Consider the following 14,661-nt stretch of genomic DNA (forward strand, 5'->3'; position numbering starts at 1 on the left):
GTAACGGGCTTGTTCGCCCCAATTCTTGATCGTTCTCTCCCGACTACAGCTATCATAAATCAAAAAGAGGCTAACCAGATTAAGCTGGCTAACCTCATAATACGAAAATTCTTGACAGACTCCGAAAATGTCCATTACCCTGAGCATTTTCTACGCTCTCAACAATTTGAATTATCTTGTTGAAGTTACCAGCCTAACCCCGATGATGTTTTTAAAGGGTTAGGCTGCTTTTCGTTTTGACAACTGGTTTAGGCGCCCTATTATTTGTCAATACGATGTGTTGACACTACACACTCCACATGACTCGTCTGCGGAAACATATCCACCGGCTGCACCCATTCCAGCGCATATCCGCCGTCCAGCAGCGCTTTGCAATCCTTTGCCAGGGTGGACGGGTTGCAGGAGACGTAGACGAAGCGCTTCGGTTTCGTCTTTAGCACCGCTTCGAGGAAGCGGGGATCCAGCCCGGTGCGCGGCGGGTCAGCGACGATGACGTCCGGGGCGAATCCGGACTTGACCCAGCGGGGGAGTAACTCCTCGGCGTAACCGGTGTAAAACTGAGCGTTATCCCGGCCGTTCCGGGCTGCATTCGCTTTGGCGTCCTCGACGGCTTCGGGGATCGATTCGATGCCGCGAACCTCCTTCGCGTAAGGTGCTAGCCACAGGCCGATCGTGCCGGTGCCGCAGTAGGCATCAACGACGGTTTCTTTACCCGTCAGACCCGCAGCTGCACGCACGGATTCATACAGCTTGACCGTTTGCAGCGGGTTCAGCTGGAAGAAGGCGCGGGGCGATAGCGTGAATTCCAGATCACCCAGCGATTCCTGAATGCTGTCTGCGCCCCACAAGATCTCTGTCCGGTTGCCAAATACGAGCGAGGTGTTCTTCGGATTCACGTTCATTGCGATGCTGGTCAGCTCGGGCATCGCCAGTCGCAGCTCCTTGACCAGCTGCTCCCGGCGCGGCAGCTTGTCGTTGGCGGTGACTAGCGTGACTTGCAGCTGCCCGGATTGGAAGCCAACGCGGACGACAATCGTACGGACCAGCCCTTGGTTGCTTTTTTCCTTATATACTGGAATACCTAGTCGTTGAAGCACGTCCCGGGTCTTGTCCACCACCTCGTTCACCTTCGGGTGTTGAATGGGACAACCGGTAATATCGATCAGCTTATGGGAGTCGGCCGCATACAAGCCGGCGATCATGCCCTCTTGGGACATGCCTAATTGCAGCTGCGCCTTGTTACGGTAGCCCCAAGGGTGATCCATGCCCAGCATCGGCTTCAACCGCACGTCCTGCAGGCCGGCGTAACGCGCAAACGCCTCCCGGATGATCTCCTCTTTGCCGGCTAACTGTCCCTCGTAGGACAGATGCTGGATCTGGCAGCCGCCGCAGATGCCGAACACCGGGCATGGCGCCTCCAACCGATGCGGAGAGCGCTTCTCGATCTTTCGAATCACGGCAGCGATATATTTAGGCTCCACGCGGGTAACCTCTGCATGTATGACCTCACCGGGAATACCGCCTTCGACGAACACGGCTTTCCGCCGATAATAGCCGACGCCTTCGCCGTTAATGCCCAGCCGCTTGATCGTCACGACGATCCGGTCGCCGGTACGTATCTCATCGGCCTGTTCCCGCTTGGCGATCGGCGGCTTGGGCCGCGATTGCGTTTTGTTGCCCGGGCGGTTGCCGGAATAGTTACGTTCTTTCATGAATCCTGATTCTCCATCCTGTTAGGTTTGTACTAGACTCAATATACCATGGGAATCCAAGGGATACCATGACCTGCATCGACGAAGGGTTATGGCAGCTGCAATAACAGAAAAACCAGAAACCGGTGCCAGCAAGCGAGAGGTTGATCCAACCAAAGATTTTGGCGTATTTCTGTTCCTTTTGCTTCTGCTGAACCTTATAAATCGTTTGATCCACCAGAAGCAAGACAAGTCCGGAAAAGAGTGAGATGGAAGCGGTAAAAGCAAACACGTGATTCATCACATGCACCTGATTCATGACATGCACCTCCTAATTCGCTTTAAGCCGGCTCGACGGATCGAAACACTGAGTTTCACGGATCCCGGGATGTTCGCATACATCTGTCCCCAGTCGCTTTTCTGGTGAATGTGCTAGGATATAACAGAACAAGGGTTTCCCGAACCCCGTAGATCCCAATCGTGGAGAGCACGAGCAACAAGTACAAGCTGGCGCTGACGGCGATGCCCAGCATGACCGACTTCAAGCCAATTTAAGAGATGAACTGATTTCATCGACATCATGATAACAAACAAGAAGGGGAAGATGACAAACGGCCAATAAATCAGGTGAACATAGGCAAATTGAAGCGCATGAATAATCGTCAATGGTTTGAAAAAACTGGTCGAACAGCGCCGGGACAATCAGCGCATCCCAACTGTTCGAGGAAGAAGACGAAGGTGATGGTTTTGAAGGATGCTTCTTCTCATACGCTTCGTATTTGGATTTCCAATCCAGCATATCTGCCGCCTCCGAACGAATTGTAGGATTATTAGAGAGTGTTGGACTTTTTGGAAAAGTTTATGTAGCGTTTGCGGCGGTTGCCCAATTCTCCAAACCCCGGTAAACTAAAAAAGTGCATAAAGCCGGTCTGTCCCGAAAATCCGGGAGGACGACGGCCGATTGGGAAGTTAGGAGAAATCAAGCGAAATGAGCACGGAAGCACTTACGATGGAACATGCGCAGCAGCTGCTGCAGAAATATTACGGATATCCCGATTTCCGCGAAGGGCAGCGGAGAATCGTCGAGAGCGTATTGTCCGGCGCGGATACGCTGGGCATTATGCCGACGGGCGGAGGCAAATCGATCTGTTACCAGATCCCGGCTCTGATGTTGCCGGGTCTGACGCTGGTTGTTTCCCCGTTGATCTCGTTGATGAAGGATCAGGTCGATGCGCTCACGGCGATGGGCATCTCCGCCGCCTACATCAACAGCACGCTGTCGGGCAAGGAAGTGAACGACCGCATCCGGGCGGCGCGCCGCGGTGAGCTGAAGCTGCTCTATGTTGCGCCGGAGCGGCTGGAGCTGGACTGGTTCCGCGAGGAAATGAGCGGTCTATCGATCTCCTGCGTCGCCGTCGACGAAGCGCACTGCGTCTCGCAGTGGGGCCATGACTTCCGGACAAGCTATCTGGCGGTCTCCCCGTTTGTGGAATCGCTGCCGCAACGGCCGATCCTCGCAGCCTTTACAGCCACGGCCACTCCGGAGGTCATGGACGACATGGTCCGTCTGCTGCGCCTTGCGAATCCGGCCGTGTTCGTCACCGGCCTCGGTCGGGATAACCTGGCGATGTCGGTGCTGCGCGGTGAGAACAAGCGCGAATTCGTCCTGAATTACGCGACGACCCATGCGCATCAGCCCGGGATCGTCTACGCCGCAACCCGCAAGGAGGTTGACGACCTGTACGAGCGCCTGCGCCGCGCCGGCATCCCTGCCGGCCGCTACCATGCCGGCTTGTCCGACAAGGAGCGGGAGGAGAGCCAGGAGGCTTTTCTCTATGACGACATTCGCGTGATGGTGGCGACCAACGCCTTTGGGATGGGGATCGACAAATCGAACGTCCGTTACGTGATCCACTACAATATGCCGAAGAACATGGAGGCTTATGTTCAGGAAGCGGGCCGGGCTGGCCGGGACGGCGAGCCCAGCGAATGTATCCTGCTGTTTAGTCCGCAGGACATCATGACGCAGAAATTCCTGATCGAGCAAAACCCGCAGGATGGAGAACGCAAACGCAACGAGTACCGCAAGCTGCAGCAGATGGTTGAATATTGCTACCAGACGAGCTGCCTGCGCTGGGCAATGCTGGATTATTTCGGTGAGGCTCACGACCGCACGCCTTGCGGTGTTTGCAGCTCCTGCCGGGACGAACGGGAGCTCGTCGACATGACGCGCGACGCGCAGATCGTCTTCTCCTGTATCCACCGGATGCGGGAGCGGTTTGGCGTCTCGCTGGTCGCTTCGGTGCTCAAAGGTTCGCAGAACAAAAAGGTGCTGCAGTACGGCTTTAATCAGTTGCCTACCTATGGCATGCTGCGCACGCGCACCGAGAAGGAAATTTCTGAACTGATCAATGTGTTTATTGCGGAAGGATATTTGGCCTTGTCCGAAGGGCAATACCCGGTCGTAAGGCTGCAGCCGTTGGCGGTTGAGGTGCTGAAGAGCCGCCATCAGGTGATGCTCCGTGCGCCGGAGACTGCCGCCGCGTCCTCATCGTCATCTAGCTCGCGGCGCCGCAAGTATGATGAAGGGCCGTCCGCCGTCAACGAGACGGTGTTCGAGCAGCTGCGCTTGATCCGCCGCGATTTGGCCGAGAAGGAGCGGGTGCCTTCCTATATTATTTTCAACGATGCGACGCTGCGCGAGATGAGTGTGGTCTGTCCGACCAGCGAAGCGGATATGCTGAGAATCAAGGGCGTCGGCGAAGTGAAGTACCGTAAGTACGGAAAGCCGTTTCTGGAGTTTTTTCAAAATATGGAGTAGGGTTGTGAGCATGTGAAAGTCATATTGGCAACGCTGAACGCAAAATTTATTCATACCTCGCTGGCGATCCGGCTGCTCAAAGCCTACAGCGGCAACGAGTTTGACATCGATCTGGCCGAATATACGATCAAGGACCCGGTGATGAATATCGTGTCGGATCTGTTTAAGCGGAAGCCGGATGTCATCGGGTTCTCCTGCTATATCTGGAATATCGAAGAGACGATTCGAGTGGTGGCCTTGCTGAAGAAAGTGCTGCCGGAAGTGAAGATTGTACTGGGCGGCCCCGAGGTTAGCTACGACACGAAATACTGGATGGAGCGCATCCCGGAGGTGGATTTTATCGTCATGGGGGACGGTGAGGAGACATTCCACCATTTGCTGCAGGAACTGTCCGGGGAGCAGAAGTTCCACTTCGTGTTTGGCGCGGCCTATCGCAAAGGAGAAGAGGTCGTACTGAATCCGCCTCGGCCAAAATCCGATCTGAACACGCTGCCGTCGCCGCATCGTTTTCCCGAGGATATTCCGAATCTCGGCAAACGGATCGTGTATTTCGAGACCAGCCGCGGTTGCCCGTTCAGCTGCCAGTTTTGCCTCTCAAGTATTGAGGTGGGCGTGCGGTATTACGATATCGAACGGGTGAAGTCGGACATCCTGTACCTCATCGAGCATGGCGCGAAGATCATTAAATTTCTGGACCGCACGTTTAACATTAACCGCAATTACGCGATGGAGATGTTCGAATTTCTGATCAACAACCACCAGGGTTGCGTGTTCCAGTTCGAAATCACGGCGGACATCATGCGGCCGGAGGTGCTGGACTATTTGGCGGAGAACGCGCCGCCCGGCATCTTCCGCTTCGAGATTGGCGTGCAGTCGACAAACGATCCAACCAACGAGCTGGTGAAACGCCGCCAGAACTTTACGAAGCTGACCCGGACCGTCACCAAAATCAAGGAAAGCGGCAAAATCGCCCAGCATCTGGATTTGATCGCCGGATTGCCGGAAGAGGACTATGCCACGTTCCGCAAAACGTTTAACGACGTGTTTGCTTTGCGTCCCGAGGAGCTGCAGCTTGGCTTCCTGAAGATGCTGCGCGGAACCGGGCTGCGGAATGACGCGGAGAAATACAACTACGTGTTTATGGACCATGCGCCTTATGAAATCCTGAGCAATAACGTGCTGCCGTTTGAGGACGTAATCCGGTTGAAGCGGCTGGAGGACGTGCTGGAGAAGTATTGGAATGCGCACCGCATGGATCACACCGTGGAGTATCTGGTCACTCACGAGTTCGATTCGCCGTTTGACTTCTTCCAGGAGTTTGGCGACTATTGGGAGGAACAAGGCTGGCAGCGGATCGGTCATCAGCTGGAGGACCTGTTCACTCGTCTTCACGCGTTCTTAAGCGGACGCACTTTGAAAGAGCCGGAGGTTGTGCTTGGTTTAATGAAGCTCGACTACCTGCTTGGACACAAGTATAAGCCGCGGAAAATCTGGTGGGAGGACCGGGTGGACAAAGACCGGCGCAGCGCGTATTTCCGTGCGCTCGCAGAAGCCCCTGCTGCTTTGTCAGAGCAATTTGCGGCATACGGCCTGGATGAACGCGGGCTGCAGAAGTATGCGTGCATCGAAGAGCTGCCGTTTGCGCTGGGCGATGTACTGCGAGCGGAAGGGTCAGAAGCGCCAGCAAGCCCGGCGAACGCAGGGGATGAGCCGCAAGGCACGCTGCTTGTTGTCCTCTACCAGCAGGAAGCAGACGAGCGGCCGGTGTATTTCCACGCCCCTTTAAGCGCTTGGTCCCCGGAGCATTGCACCCTGGTCAAGTGAGGAGAGCAATAACGAAAAAGCGAGCCTGCAAACCGGCTTCCTCTTCCCGAGGAGCCGGTTCAGCAGGCTCGCTTTATTTGTTTATTCTGCGTTCGCTGCTTCGGGCGGCAGATGCCACTCCAGCCAATTCAACACATCCGACATCACTTCGTCGCGGTTGATTTCGTTCAGCATTTCATGACGGCCGCCGGGATACAGCCGCACCTCAACGTCCTTGAGGCCCAGCTGATGGTACAGTCCGGCGAGACGCCGGACGCCGGCGCCGTTTTGGCCGACCGGATCGAGGTCGCCGCCAAAGATATAAACCGGCTTATCCTTAGGGATGGAGCGCATCTTCTCCGGGCGGTGAATCTCCTGCAGCAGGCCAAAGAAGCCGTAAAAGAAGCCGGCGCTGCACAAGAAGCCGCAGTGCGGGTCGGCGATGTATTTATCCACCTCGGCCTCGTCCCGGGAGAGCCAGTCGAAGGGCGTCCGCGCCGGGAGGAAGTTACGGTTAAAGCTCCCGAAGGTCACCGCGTTCATCAGCAGGCTGGGATGGGTCTCGCCTTGCAGCAGGCTTTGTAAGCGGGCGAGGCTTCGCCCCAGGCCCAGCAGCCCCCGGGGACCATCTGTTCCCGAGAGAATAAATCCAGTATAAGGCTCCGGGGCTAGGTACATGACCTTCTGCGTCAGAAAGGAGCCCATGCTATGGCCGAGCAGAAACAAGGGGAGATCGGGATGCTCCTGACGGATAATCTTCGTAAGCTGAATCATATCCTTCGCCATGCCGGTAAAGCCTTGTTTGCCCGGCCAGCCTAATTCCTCTGGACTTCCAGCCGTGCGCCCGTGCCCGCGGTGATCGTTCGCGTAGACGATAAAGCCGTGGGCGGTCAGCAACCGGGCCAGGCGCTCATAGCGCTTGGCCGTTTCCGCCATGCCGTGGGCGATTTGCAGCACACCGCGCGGCGGGTCGGCGGAATCAGCGGCGATCCAACGATACACGAAGACCCCATGACTTGTGTCATTGTCGAACGTAAACGTATGCTCTTTCAAGCGTAGCCCTTCTTTCCACGGAATTATGGGAAGACCTCAAGCGAGAAACGCAGGCTGGAAAAATTCGATCCGTTCGCCGTCCGGTCCGTTAAAGAAGAAGAATCGGCTGCCGTTCGGCAGACTGCGGATTTCCGGGTCGAGACCGGATAAGCCTAATTTGGAAATCCGGGCATATTCCTCTTCGATATCACTAGCGGTAAAGGCAATATGATGCACCTTGCCCTCATTCGGCAACTCTTCTCCTTCGGGGAGATTAATCAGCTCGACCTCAACGGATTCCTGGCCCGGAAAGGTTAGGAAAGCCAGACGCAGCGGGTCTCCCACCTCACCGATCGTGGATAACAGCTTCATGCCGATAATCCGTTCATAAAACTCGATGGAATCCTCCAGAGCCGAGACGCGAATTCCAATATGCTCGATTTTGCGAATGCCCATACCGATGACCCCCAGTTCAATTCGAATTGGTTGATTTCTTTTCAATCGCGATCAAATACGGGGCAGCCGGCCTTTGCGGCTGCCGGTACAGGATCGCCTGTCCGGCGGAAGCGGGCAGTGCAGCCGCCCAGGCTTCCACCGCCGCCGCTTCGGCGTCGCCGCCGGGATGGCCGGGGTAGAGGACGGCCGTCAAGATCCCGCGCGGCCGCAGCAGGGCCAGAGCGGCCTCCAGGGCGGGCAGCGTGCTGTCCGGCTGCGTGATCAGCGCCGGGTCAGCGCCCTCGGCTGGCAAATAGCCGAGGTTGAACATCACGGCGCCGAGCCGCCCGTGCACGTCCGCGGGCAGCACGGCCGCCATGTCCGCGTGGCTCGCCTGAAGCAAGGTGACGCCGGCGATGGAATCCGCCGGCTCCTTGTCCAGCCGAGCCTTCGTTAGGGCCAGCGCCTGCGGCTGGATATCGAAGGCGAACACTCGCCCCTTCGGACCGCAGGCTTTGGCCAGGAACAGCGTGTCCGCGCCGGTTCCCGCCGTGGCGTCGACGGCCGCGTCGCCGAGCCTCAGCCGTTCGCCGGCCAGTTTATGCGCGAAGCTTAATACGGAGAGGAAGCCCATAAGCGCTCAACGTCCTCTCCAGTATTTGCCCTGCCAGGAATCGCGGCGCTTCAGCTCCGCGTCGATGGCGTTGAGCACTTCCCATTTTTTGAGGCTCCACATCGGTCCGATCAGCAGGTCGCGCGGCGCGTCTCCGGTCAGCCGATGCACGATCATTTCTGGCGGCAGAAACTCAAGCGTGTCCACAATCAGCTTGACGTATTCGTCCTGTTCCAGGAAACGCAGCAATCCTGCTTCGTACTGCTTCACCATCGGCGTCTTGCGCATCAGATGGAGCAGGTGGATCTTAATGCCCTGCACGTCCATGTTCGCCACGGCGCGGCCGGTCTCCAGCATCATTTCATGCGTTTCCTGCGGCAGGCCGTAAATGATATGCGTGCACACCCGGATGCCGCGTGCGCGCAGTTTCTCCACCGCATCGAGGTAGCATTGCGTATCGTGCGCCCGGTTGATCAGCGTGGACGTCGACTCATGGATCGTTTGCAAGCCCATTTCGACCCAGAGGTAGGTGCGCTCATTGAGCTCGGCTAAATAATCCACGACATCGTCCGGCAGGCAATCCGGTCTCGTGGCGATGGATAAACCGACGACACCCGGCTGCTCCAGAATCGCTTCGTAATATTCACGAAGCACCTCCACCGGCGCATAAGTATTCGTATAAGCCTGAAAATATCCAATATATTTCGCATGCGGCCACTTCAGATGCTGCCGGTCGCGGATCGTGGCAAACTGCGTTACCAGATCGTCCCGGCGGCTTCCGGCAAAATCGCCCGATCCCCGGGCGCTGCAGAACGTGCAACCGCCCTTTGCGATCGAGCCATCGCGGTTGGGACAAGTGAATCCGGCATCTAGCATCACCTTAAATACCTTGTCTCCGAACTCTTGGCGCATCTCGAAATTCCAGGTATGAAATCTTTTGTCTCCCCACAAAGCAGGAGTGTCCGTCATCAGTGTACTCATTGCGGCTCCTTCATTTTGTCACAAAATATTTTTTGCATATTTATACAACGGCGAAAGCCCCGTCCGTACGCCGCTTCCACTGAATTTATTGTATCAAATTTCACTGGAAAAGGGGAATGCTGCTTGCCTGTTTCCTTGCGGCAGGGTACGGAAATATGTTATTTTGAGAATATCAATTTCGTTGGACCCCAATTCCAAAATATATCGAAAAAGGAATCACTCGTCTCGTCTCCCCGGCGAACGGTTGGTTCCTTTTTCATTGCGCGCTTTACATTTGCAGCAAACTTCGGCACAATATTGCAAGGAATGGATACCAAGAAAGCGGAGGAATAACATGCGTTTACGCGGCAGAAAAGGAATACGGGAGCATTTGGAGGAGCAGCAGGATCTGGTTGTCCTGAATCCCCGGGAATATAAAGGACGCTGGGCGGAGGTGTTCGGCAACGGCCGTCCGATCCACATCGAGCTTGGCATGGGCAAAGGTCAGTTTATCAGCGGCATGAGTGTAAAATATCCAGACGTGAACTTCATCGGCATGGACATGTATGATGAGTTGATTCGCCGGGCGAGCGAGAAGGTGCGCGCGAAATGGGACGAGCAGGGCGGGCTGAAGCCGCAAACCGTTCGTCTGGCGCTGGGGAATATTGAAATGATCGAGGAGTTTTTTGCGCCAGGGGAAGTGGAGCGCATTTATTTGAACTTCAGTGATCCATGGCCGAAGAAGAAGCATTGGCGCCGGCGCTTGACGCACCCGCGGTTTTTGGAGAAATACCGTCATCTCCTGAACGAAAACGGCGAAATTCACTTCAAGACTGACTCCCGCGTGCTGTTTGAATTTTCGCTGAATGCCTTTGCCGCGGTTGGATTGCAGATGAGCGACATTTCGCTTAGCCTGCATGAAGGCGGGATTAATGAGGCCCATGTCATGACGGAATACGAAAGCAAATTCGTAGGACAAGGCATGCCGATCTACCGCTGCGAAGTAATGGTTGGCGAAGCGGCCTTACAACGTTACCATGAGCGGAAGATGGAGATGTTTAAATAGCAAAAAAATCGGAGCAGGATGAATCCTGGCTCCGCTTTTTTGTAAATCGCCTTCCTGATCAGGCTGGTTATTTTCGGATGAAATTCGTATTTCCAAGTAAATCAATGATAGCTTGAGCACTTTGCATCGGCCGGAACCGGGCGATATGGTTCAAGACCTCTTCCCGTTTGCGAACGACTTCATCGTATTGCTCAGTCAAACGTTTGATCCAATCGGTGATATCGTCCAGTGATTTCATGGGCGTTCCCCAACCTTGCTGAGCAAAATAATGTGAATTTTCCTCTTCCTGGCCGGGAAGCGGCTGGTGGAACAGCATCGGGATGCCTTTGGCCAACCCTTCCGAGCAGGTCATGCCGCCCGGCTTGGTAATCAGCAAATCGGACACTTCCATCAGCTTGTCGATTTCCTTCGTGAACCCAAGCAGATGGATGTTGGGATGAATGAACCGGGGGTCCTTTTTCATTTTCTCCAGCGACTTCTCGTTGCTGCCCAGGCAGAAAATGACTTGGATTTGCTCCCGGTAAGAGGCGAGCAGTGCATTGACCGCTTCGTCCTTCATGAAGCCCCAGCCCCCGCCCATGACCAGAACGGTAGGCATATCCTTCAGATGGAATTGCAGGCGGATATCTTCCTTCCGATGGCGCTCCCAGAAATTCGGATGGATCGGGATGCCGGTAATCAGGATTTTATTATTGTCTACGCCCCGTTCCATCAATTTCTTCTGCACCTGGTCGGTGGAAACGAGATAACAATTCACTTCCCGGCTCACCCAAGCACCGTGCACATCATAATCGGTAATGACGGTACAGAGCGGGACGTCCAGCATACCTAGCCGTTTCAGGCGGGAAATAACCGCGCTGGGGATCGGATGGGTGCAGACGATCACGTCGGGATGAAGCTGACGGATAATTTGAATTGTACGCGTATAAAAAATCCGATGAAGAGCCATCGTCGTCAATCGGTTTAAAGATTTTTTGTAGTTGCTGCGATACATCATACGGACAAGCCGAGGCTGCGAGGACACCGTTTTCTTGTAAGCGGTGATGATGATCGGCGCCACCCTAGGGTTCAAAAAACTGCCCAGCTCTAGGACTTTCGTCTGTATGTTTGGCGCAATCTTTCGTAAACTGCTGGAGAGCGCGTAGGCCGCTTGCGTATGACCGGCTCCAAACCCCTCGGATAAAAGTAAGACTCTCTGTTTTTGCACTGGTTTCACCTTATTCCTGCAAGGTTTTCCTACTGTCTACAATATCCCCTTTAAGCCCATAATGCAACCGTTCCAAGCGCTACAGAGGAGCCGATGACCGCTCCTGCCAAGGTGTCTGAAGGGTAATGTAGGCCTAAATAAATACGCGAAACTGCCACGATCAGAGCGATCGGCAACAGCACCAGAATCAAGCTTGGGACCGCGGCCATAAACGGTACCGTTATAGAAAAAATGGCCGTCGTATGCCCGGACGGAAACGAGTGGTCCGTCAGCGGGTTCCGGAACGTATTGGTGCCCGGCAGCGTTAAGTAGGGCCGAAGACGCGGGTAGGTTTTTTTGACGAGTGCTACTGGAAGATGACTGATCGCGAGCGCGACGCAGGATTGCAAGCCGATTTTGCTCCATGGCTGCGGAGCCGCAAGCCAGATGAGCAAGGACGAAAGGATGGTGAACCAAGCTCCCCCTAAATGAGTTAAATGATACAGCCAGAAATTCAGAAAACTGCGGTGCAGGCGGCCGTTGATTCCTACAAAGAGCTGTCGGTCGAGTTGTTGAAGCTTATGGAATAAACGAGTCATAATATCCCTCCGCACGATGGTTGGCCGCGTTCTAGTCCCCGGAAACTGCCTGTCCCGTGGCTGCTCTTTTCAAATAGCATGGCATTTTCAAGTTAGACTAATCATATTTTTATTCTATGGCCTTTTCAAGGACGTTTTTTTGCGCTGCAGGCCGTGCTCTTTTTGACTTTTCGTTCTTCGCCCTTGTACAATGATTCAAATCATAGCAGATCTGTTTAAAAAAATGGTGCAGATTTGTTAACTTTTTGCCAAGTGAGTTCGTCTATGTAATTGTAACGCCAACAAGGTGTCCAGCCGAGCAATAAAAAATTAAAAAAAGAAATAAAAATTGCCAAAAGTGATGAAAATAGGATGTAACCGTACCTGAAAGCAGGTTGCGGGGCCCCCGTATGCCAAAATTCACCGGTCTTCCAGTTTTTTGCGCAACGTAAGGGCCATAGTTGCTTTGACAAACAACGTCAAGTTGTGGAAAATCGTATTTGGTTTGAAAAAAGAGCCGGCAACGAGTCCAAAGAAAGATCTAGAAAGAAAGAGCAAGATAAGAAAGAAAGGGTCATTCACAATCTAAAACTCCGAGAGATAAAGAAAAAAACAATCGGGGTAAAAAGGGGGCAAGAAATCATGTTGGATGTCATCTTGATTTCACTGCAGGTCATTCTGGCAGTGGTTGGGGTGTATCAATTTGGTTTGGCTTTATTTGGCATGTACAGAAAGAAGAACAAGGTGCAATACGAACCGAGCAAATCCTTTGCTGTGCTGGTTGCAGCACATAATGAGGAAAAAGTGGTCGGGGCGTTGATGGAAAATTTGAAACAAATGAACTACCCGAAAGAATTGTACGACGTGTTTGTCATTTGCGATAACTGCAGCGATAATACCGCAAATATCGTTCGCAGCCACGGGATGAACGCTTGCGTGCGGACCAACCCGAACTTGCGGGGGAAAGGCTATGCCATCGAATGGATGCTGAAGCAGCTATGGAAGATGCCGCGTCAATACGACGCCGTTGTGATGTTCGATGCCGACAATTTGGTGCATCCGGACTTCCTGCGGGAAATGAATAACGATCTTTGCGCCGGCGCGCGGGTCATCCAAGGCTACATCGATACGAAGAATCCGGAGGATTCCTGGATTACCGCTTCCTACGGGATTTCGTACTGGTATTGTAACCGCCTGTGGCAGCTGTCCCGGACGAACCTGAAGATGGCGAACTTCCTTGGCGGCACAGGAATGTGCTTTGAAACCGAGCTATTGAAAGAAATCGGCTGGGGCGCTACAAGCTTGGTAGAAGACCTTGAATTTACGATGCGTTGCGTTGAACGCGGGGTATATCCGGTGTTTAACTATGACGCGAAGCTGTTCGATGAGAAGCCATTGACGTTTAAAGCGTCGGCGCGCCAACGTCTGCGCTGGATGCAAGGGCACTTCACCGTCGCTCGCCGTTATTTCTTCCCGCTGCTGTGGAAGAGCATCAAGGAGCGGAACATGGTGAAGCTGGACATGGCGCTTTATGGAGCCAACGTGTACATCGTGTTATTGACGTTCCTGCTGACGGCGTTTATCTGGGTCGACCAATCGTTGCTGGAAGGGCCGCATGTTCAAACGTTGTACGGCTACCTGCCGATGTGGGTGTCGTATGTGGCGGTTGTCGCAAACGTGTTTATTTTCTTGATGGCGATGTTCCTGGAGAAGGTCAAATCCAAGAAGGTCTACGCTTACTTGGTCCTGTTCCCGATTTACTTGATCTCCTGGTGGCCAATCACGTTCTACGCGTTCTTCACCCAGAACAACAAGCAATGGAGCCATACGCAGCATACGCGGGTGGTTCGCCTGGAAGAAGTCCAAAGCAACAAGGTGAGTTAAAAATCGATTCGCTCCCAGCTTCATCCAACCTTCTCGGTGCTGAAAAGTCGATTTTTTAACTTTTGATTAAATGTTACAAAGTTTACGAAGCGGGCTCGGCGTCGAATCTTGAATTCAGCCGGGCCCTTTAAAGTTGGCTTTTTGCGCCTGCTGGGAGAATAGCGGCAAAAAATAGCCTTATTTGCTGCGAAATTGGAGTTTGCGGTAAAATAGCGGAATTTATTTCCCTTATTTTTGCCGGAAGGCGCGAAAACAAGGGATTTTGCTGCGAGTTTGTGGAAATAAGGCCATAAAACGGTCTTAATTTGACCCATTAGAGCGCCTACAGCGAAATAAGGGTAAAAATGTCCTCTATTACTCCGAAAACATCGCCAACCCGCCCATGAATCCGCCCATGTTTAATCCGGTCTCATCAGACATTCGTTTTTTTGCCAACTCCCCTTGACTTGGTAAAATACACATGGTATAGTATTTGAGGTTGCAAGATATTTTTGGATTGCAAGCAGAGGCCCCGGCTTCTCACCTGACCGACGCACGTGTTGGCTGGTTTTGATCCGTTCATTTATGAATGCAATGTTCATGAAGAATTGAC

At 53.8% G+C, this 14,661-nt stretch carries 13 protein-coding genes; 4 read left to right on the plus strand and 9 right to left on the minus strand.

Features of this window, described 5'->3' with window-relative positions:
* Positions 1-260 precede the first annotated feature (260 nt).
* From rlmD to U9M73_RS01830, 3 genes are all read right to left on the minus strand, one after another.
* On the minus strand, positions 261-1,712 hold the full coding sequence (gene rlmD, locus U9M73_RS01820; protein WP_009226105.1) for a 23S rRNA (uracil(1939)-C(5))-methyltransferase RlmD: 1,452 nt from the start codon (positions 1,710-1,712) through the stop codon (positions 261-263).
* On the minus strand, positions 1,699-2,010 hold the full coding sequence (locus tag U9M73_RS01825) for a CLC_0170 family protein (protein WP_009226106.1): 312 nt from the start codon (positions 2,008-2,010) through the stop codon (positions 1,699-1,701). The genes rlmD and U9M73_RS01825 overlap by 14 nt, the downstream gene beginning before the upstream one ends.
* 222 nt (positions 2,011-2,232) lie before the next feature.
* Positions 2,233-2,490, minus strand: coding sequence for a spore germination protein (locus U9M73_RS01830; RefSeq protein WP_260069816.1), 258 nt, complete (start codon positions 2,488-2,490; stop codon positions 2,233-2,235).
* A 189-nt stretch (positions 2,491-2,679) separates the two neighbouring features.
* Here U9M73_RS01830 and recQ point away from each other — a divergent pair, with 189 nt between their 5' ends.
* Together recQ and U9M73_RS01840 are read left to right on the plus strand one after the other, a co-directional pair.
* The gene (gene recQ, locus U9M73_RS01835) at positions 2,680-4,512 is read left to right on the plus strand and encodes a DNA helicase RecQ (protein ID WP_009226108.1); all 1,833 of its coding nucleotides are present in this window, start codon (positions 2,680-2,682) and stop codon (positions 4,510-4,512) included.
* A gap of 12 nt (positions 4,513-4,524) precedes the next feature.
* Positions 4,525-6,336, plus strand: a complete 1,812-nt coding sequence (locus tag U9M73_RS01840; protein ID WP_260069815.1) for a B12-binding domain-containing radical SAM protein — start codon at positions 4,525-4,527, stop codon at positions 6,334-6,336.
* Between the two features lie 81 nt (positions 6,337-6,417).
* On the opposite strand, the gene U9M73_RS01845 is transcribed toward U9M73_RS01840, so the two are convergent.
* From U9M73_RS01845 to mnmL, 4 genes are read right to left on the minus strand one after another with little or no spacing between them, the layout of a single operon-like run.
* Positions 6,418-7,368, minus strand: a complete 951-nt coding sequence (locus U9M73_RS01845) for an alpha/beta hydrolase (RefSeq protein WP_260069814.1) — start codon at positions 7,366-7,368, stop codon at positions 6,418-6,420.
* A 36-nt stretch (positions 7,369-7,404) separates the two neighbouring features.
* Complete coding sequence (locus U9M73_RS01850; RefSeq protein WP_260069813.1) at positions 7,405-7,803, minus strand: VOC family protein; 399 nt, start codon at positions 7,801-7,803, stop codon at positions 7,405-7,407.
* Positions 7,804-7,819: 16 nt separating this feature from the next.
* Positions 7,820-8,416 carry a tRNA 5-(aminomethyl)-2-thiouridylate-methyltransferase MnmM gene (mnmM, locus tag U9M73_RS01855; protein WP_323076088.1) on the minus strand — a complete coding sequence of 199 codons (597 nt, stop codon included), beginning with the start codon at positions 8,414-8,416 and terminating at the stop codon, positions 7,820-7,822.
* Positions 8,417-8,422: 6 nt separating this feature from the next.
* Positions 8,423-9,376: a tRNA modification radical SAM protein MnmL/YtqA gene (gene mnmL / locus U9M73_RS01860; protein ID WP_009226113.1), complete on the minus strand. Its 954-nt coding sequence runs from the start codon at positions 9,374-9,376 to the stop codon at positions 8,423-8,425.
* 334 nt (positions 9,377-9,710) lie between these two features.
* On the opposite strand from mnmL, the gene trmB reads away from it, so the two are divergent.
* A complete protein-coding gene (gene trmB, locus U9M73_RS01865; RefSeq protein ID WP_009226115.1) occupies positions 9,711-10,421 on the plus strand; it encodes a tRNA (guanosine(46)-N7)-methyltransferase TrmB in 711 nt (236 codons plus the stop codon).
* 67 nt (positions 10,422-10,488) lie between these two features.
* Here the strand turns inward: trmB and U9M73_RS01870 are convergent, their stop codons facing one another.
* Together U9M73_RS01870 and U9M73_RS01875 are read right to left on the minus strand one after the other, a co-directional pair.
* A complete protein-coding gene (locus tag U9M73_RS01870; RefSeq protein ID WP_260069810.1) occupies positions 10,489-11,628 on the minus strand; it encodes an MGDG synthase family glycosyltransferase in 1,140 nt (379 codons plus the stop codon).
* Between the two features lie 50 nt (positions 11,629-11,678).
* Positions 11,679-12,206 (minus strand): phosphatase PAP2 family protein, encoded by a 528-nt coding sequence (locus U9M73_RS01875; protein WP_036645980.1) that lies wholly within the window; start codon positions 12,204-12,206, stop codon positions 11,679-11,681.
* Positions 12,207-12,827: 621 nt separating this feature from the next.
* Between U9M73_RS01875 and U9M73_RS01880 the strand changes: the two genes are divergently transcribed.
* Entirely contained in the window at positions 12,828-14,069 is a 1,242-nt protein-coding gene (locus U9M73_RS01880; RefSeq protein WP_323076090.1) for a glycosyltransferase family 2 protein, read from the plus strand.
* Positions 14,070-14,661 lie beyond the last annotated feature (592 nt).

The sequence above is a fragment of the Paenibacillus phoenicis genome, from assembly GCF_034718895.1.
In the GTDB taxonomy this organism is placed as follows: domain Bacteria; phylum Bacillota; class Bacilli; order Paenibacillales; family Paenibacillaceae; genus Fontibacillus; species Fontibacillus phoenicis.

Excerpts from the sequence above, each read along its gene's own strand:
- rlmD (WP_009226105.1), bottom strand. The coding sequence starts at position 1,712 with ATGAAAGAACGTAACTATTCCGGCAACCGCCCGGGCAACAAAACGCAA.
- U9M73_RS01825 (WP_009226106.1), bottom strand. The coding sequence starts at position 2,010 with ATGAATCAGGTGCATGTGATGAATCACGTGTTTGCTTTTACCGCTTCC.
- U9M73_RS01830 (WP_260069816.1), bottom strand. The coding sequence starts at position 2,490 with ATGCTGGATTGGAAATCCAAATACGAAGCGTATGAGAAGAAGCATCCT.
- recQ (WP_009226108.1), top strand. The coding sequence starts at position 2,680 with ATGAGCACGGAAGCACTTACGATGGAACATGCGCAGCAGCTGCTGCAG.
- U9M73_RS01850 (WP_260069813.1), bottom strand. The coding sequence starts at position 7,803 with ATGGGCATTCGCAAAATCGAGCATATTGGAATTCGCGTCTCGGCTCTG.
- mnmM (WP_323076088.1), bottom strand. The coding sequence starts at position 8,416 with ATGGGCTTCCTCTCCGTATTAAGCTTCGCGCATAAACTGGCCGGCGAA.
- mnmL (WP_009226113.1), bottom strand. The coding sequence starts at position 9,376 with ATGAGTACACTGATGACGGACACTCCTGCTTTGTGGGGAGACAAAAGA.
- trmB (WP_009226115.1), top strand. The coding sequence starts at position 9,711 with ATGCGTTTACGCGGCAGAAAAGGAATACGGGAGCATTTGGAGGAGCAG.
- U9M73_RS01875 (WP_036645980.1), bottom strand. The coding sequence starts at position 12,206 with ATGACTCGTTTATTCCATAAGCTTCAACAACTCGACCGACAGCTCTTT.
- U9M73_RS01880 (WP_323076090.1), top strand. The coding sequence starts at position 12,828 with ATGTTGGATGTCATCTTGATTTCACTGCAGGTCATTCTGGCAGTGGTT.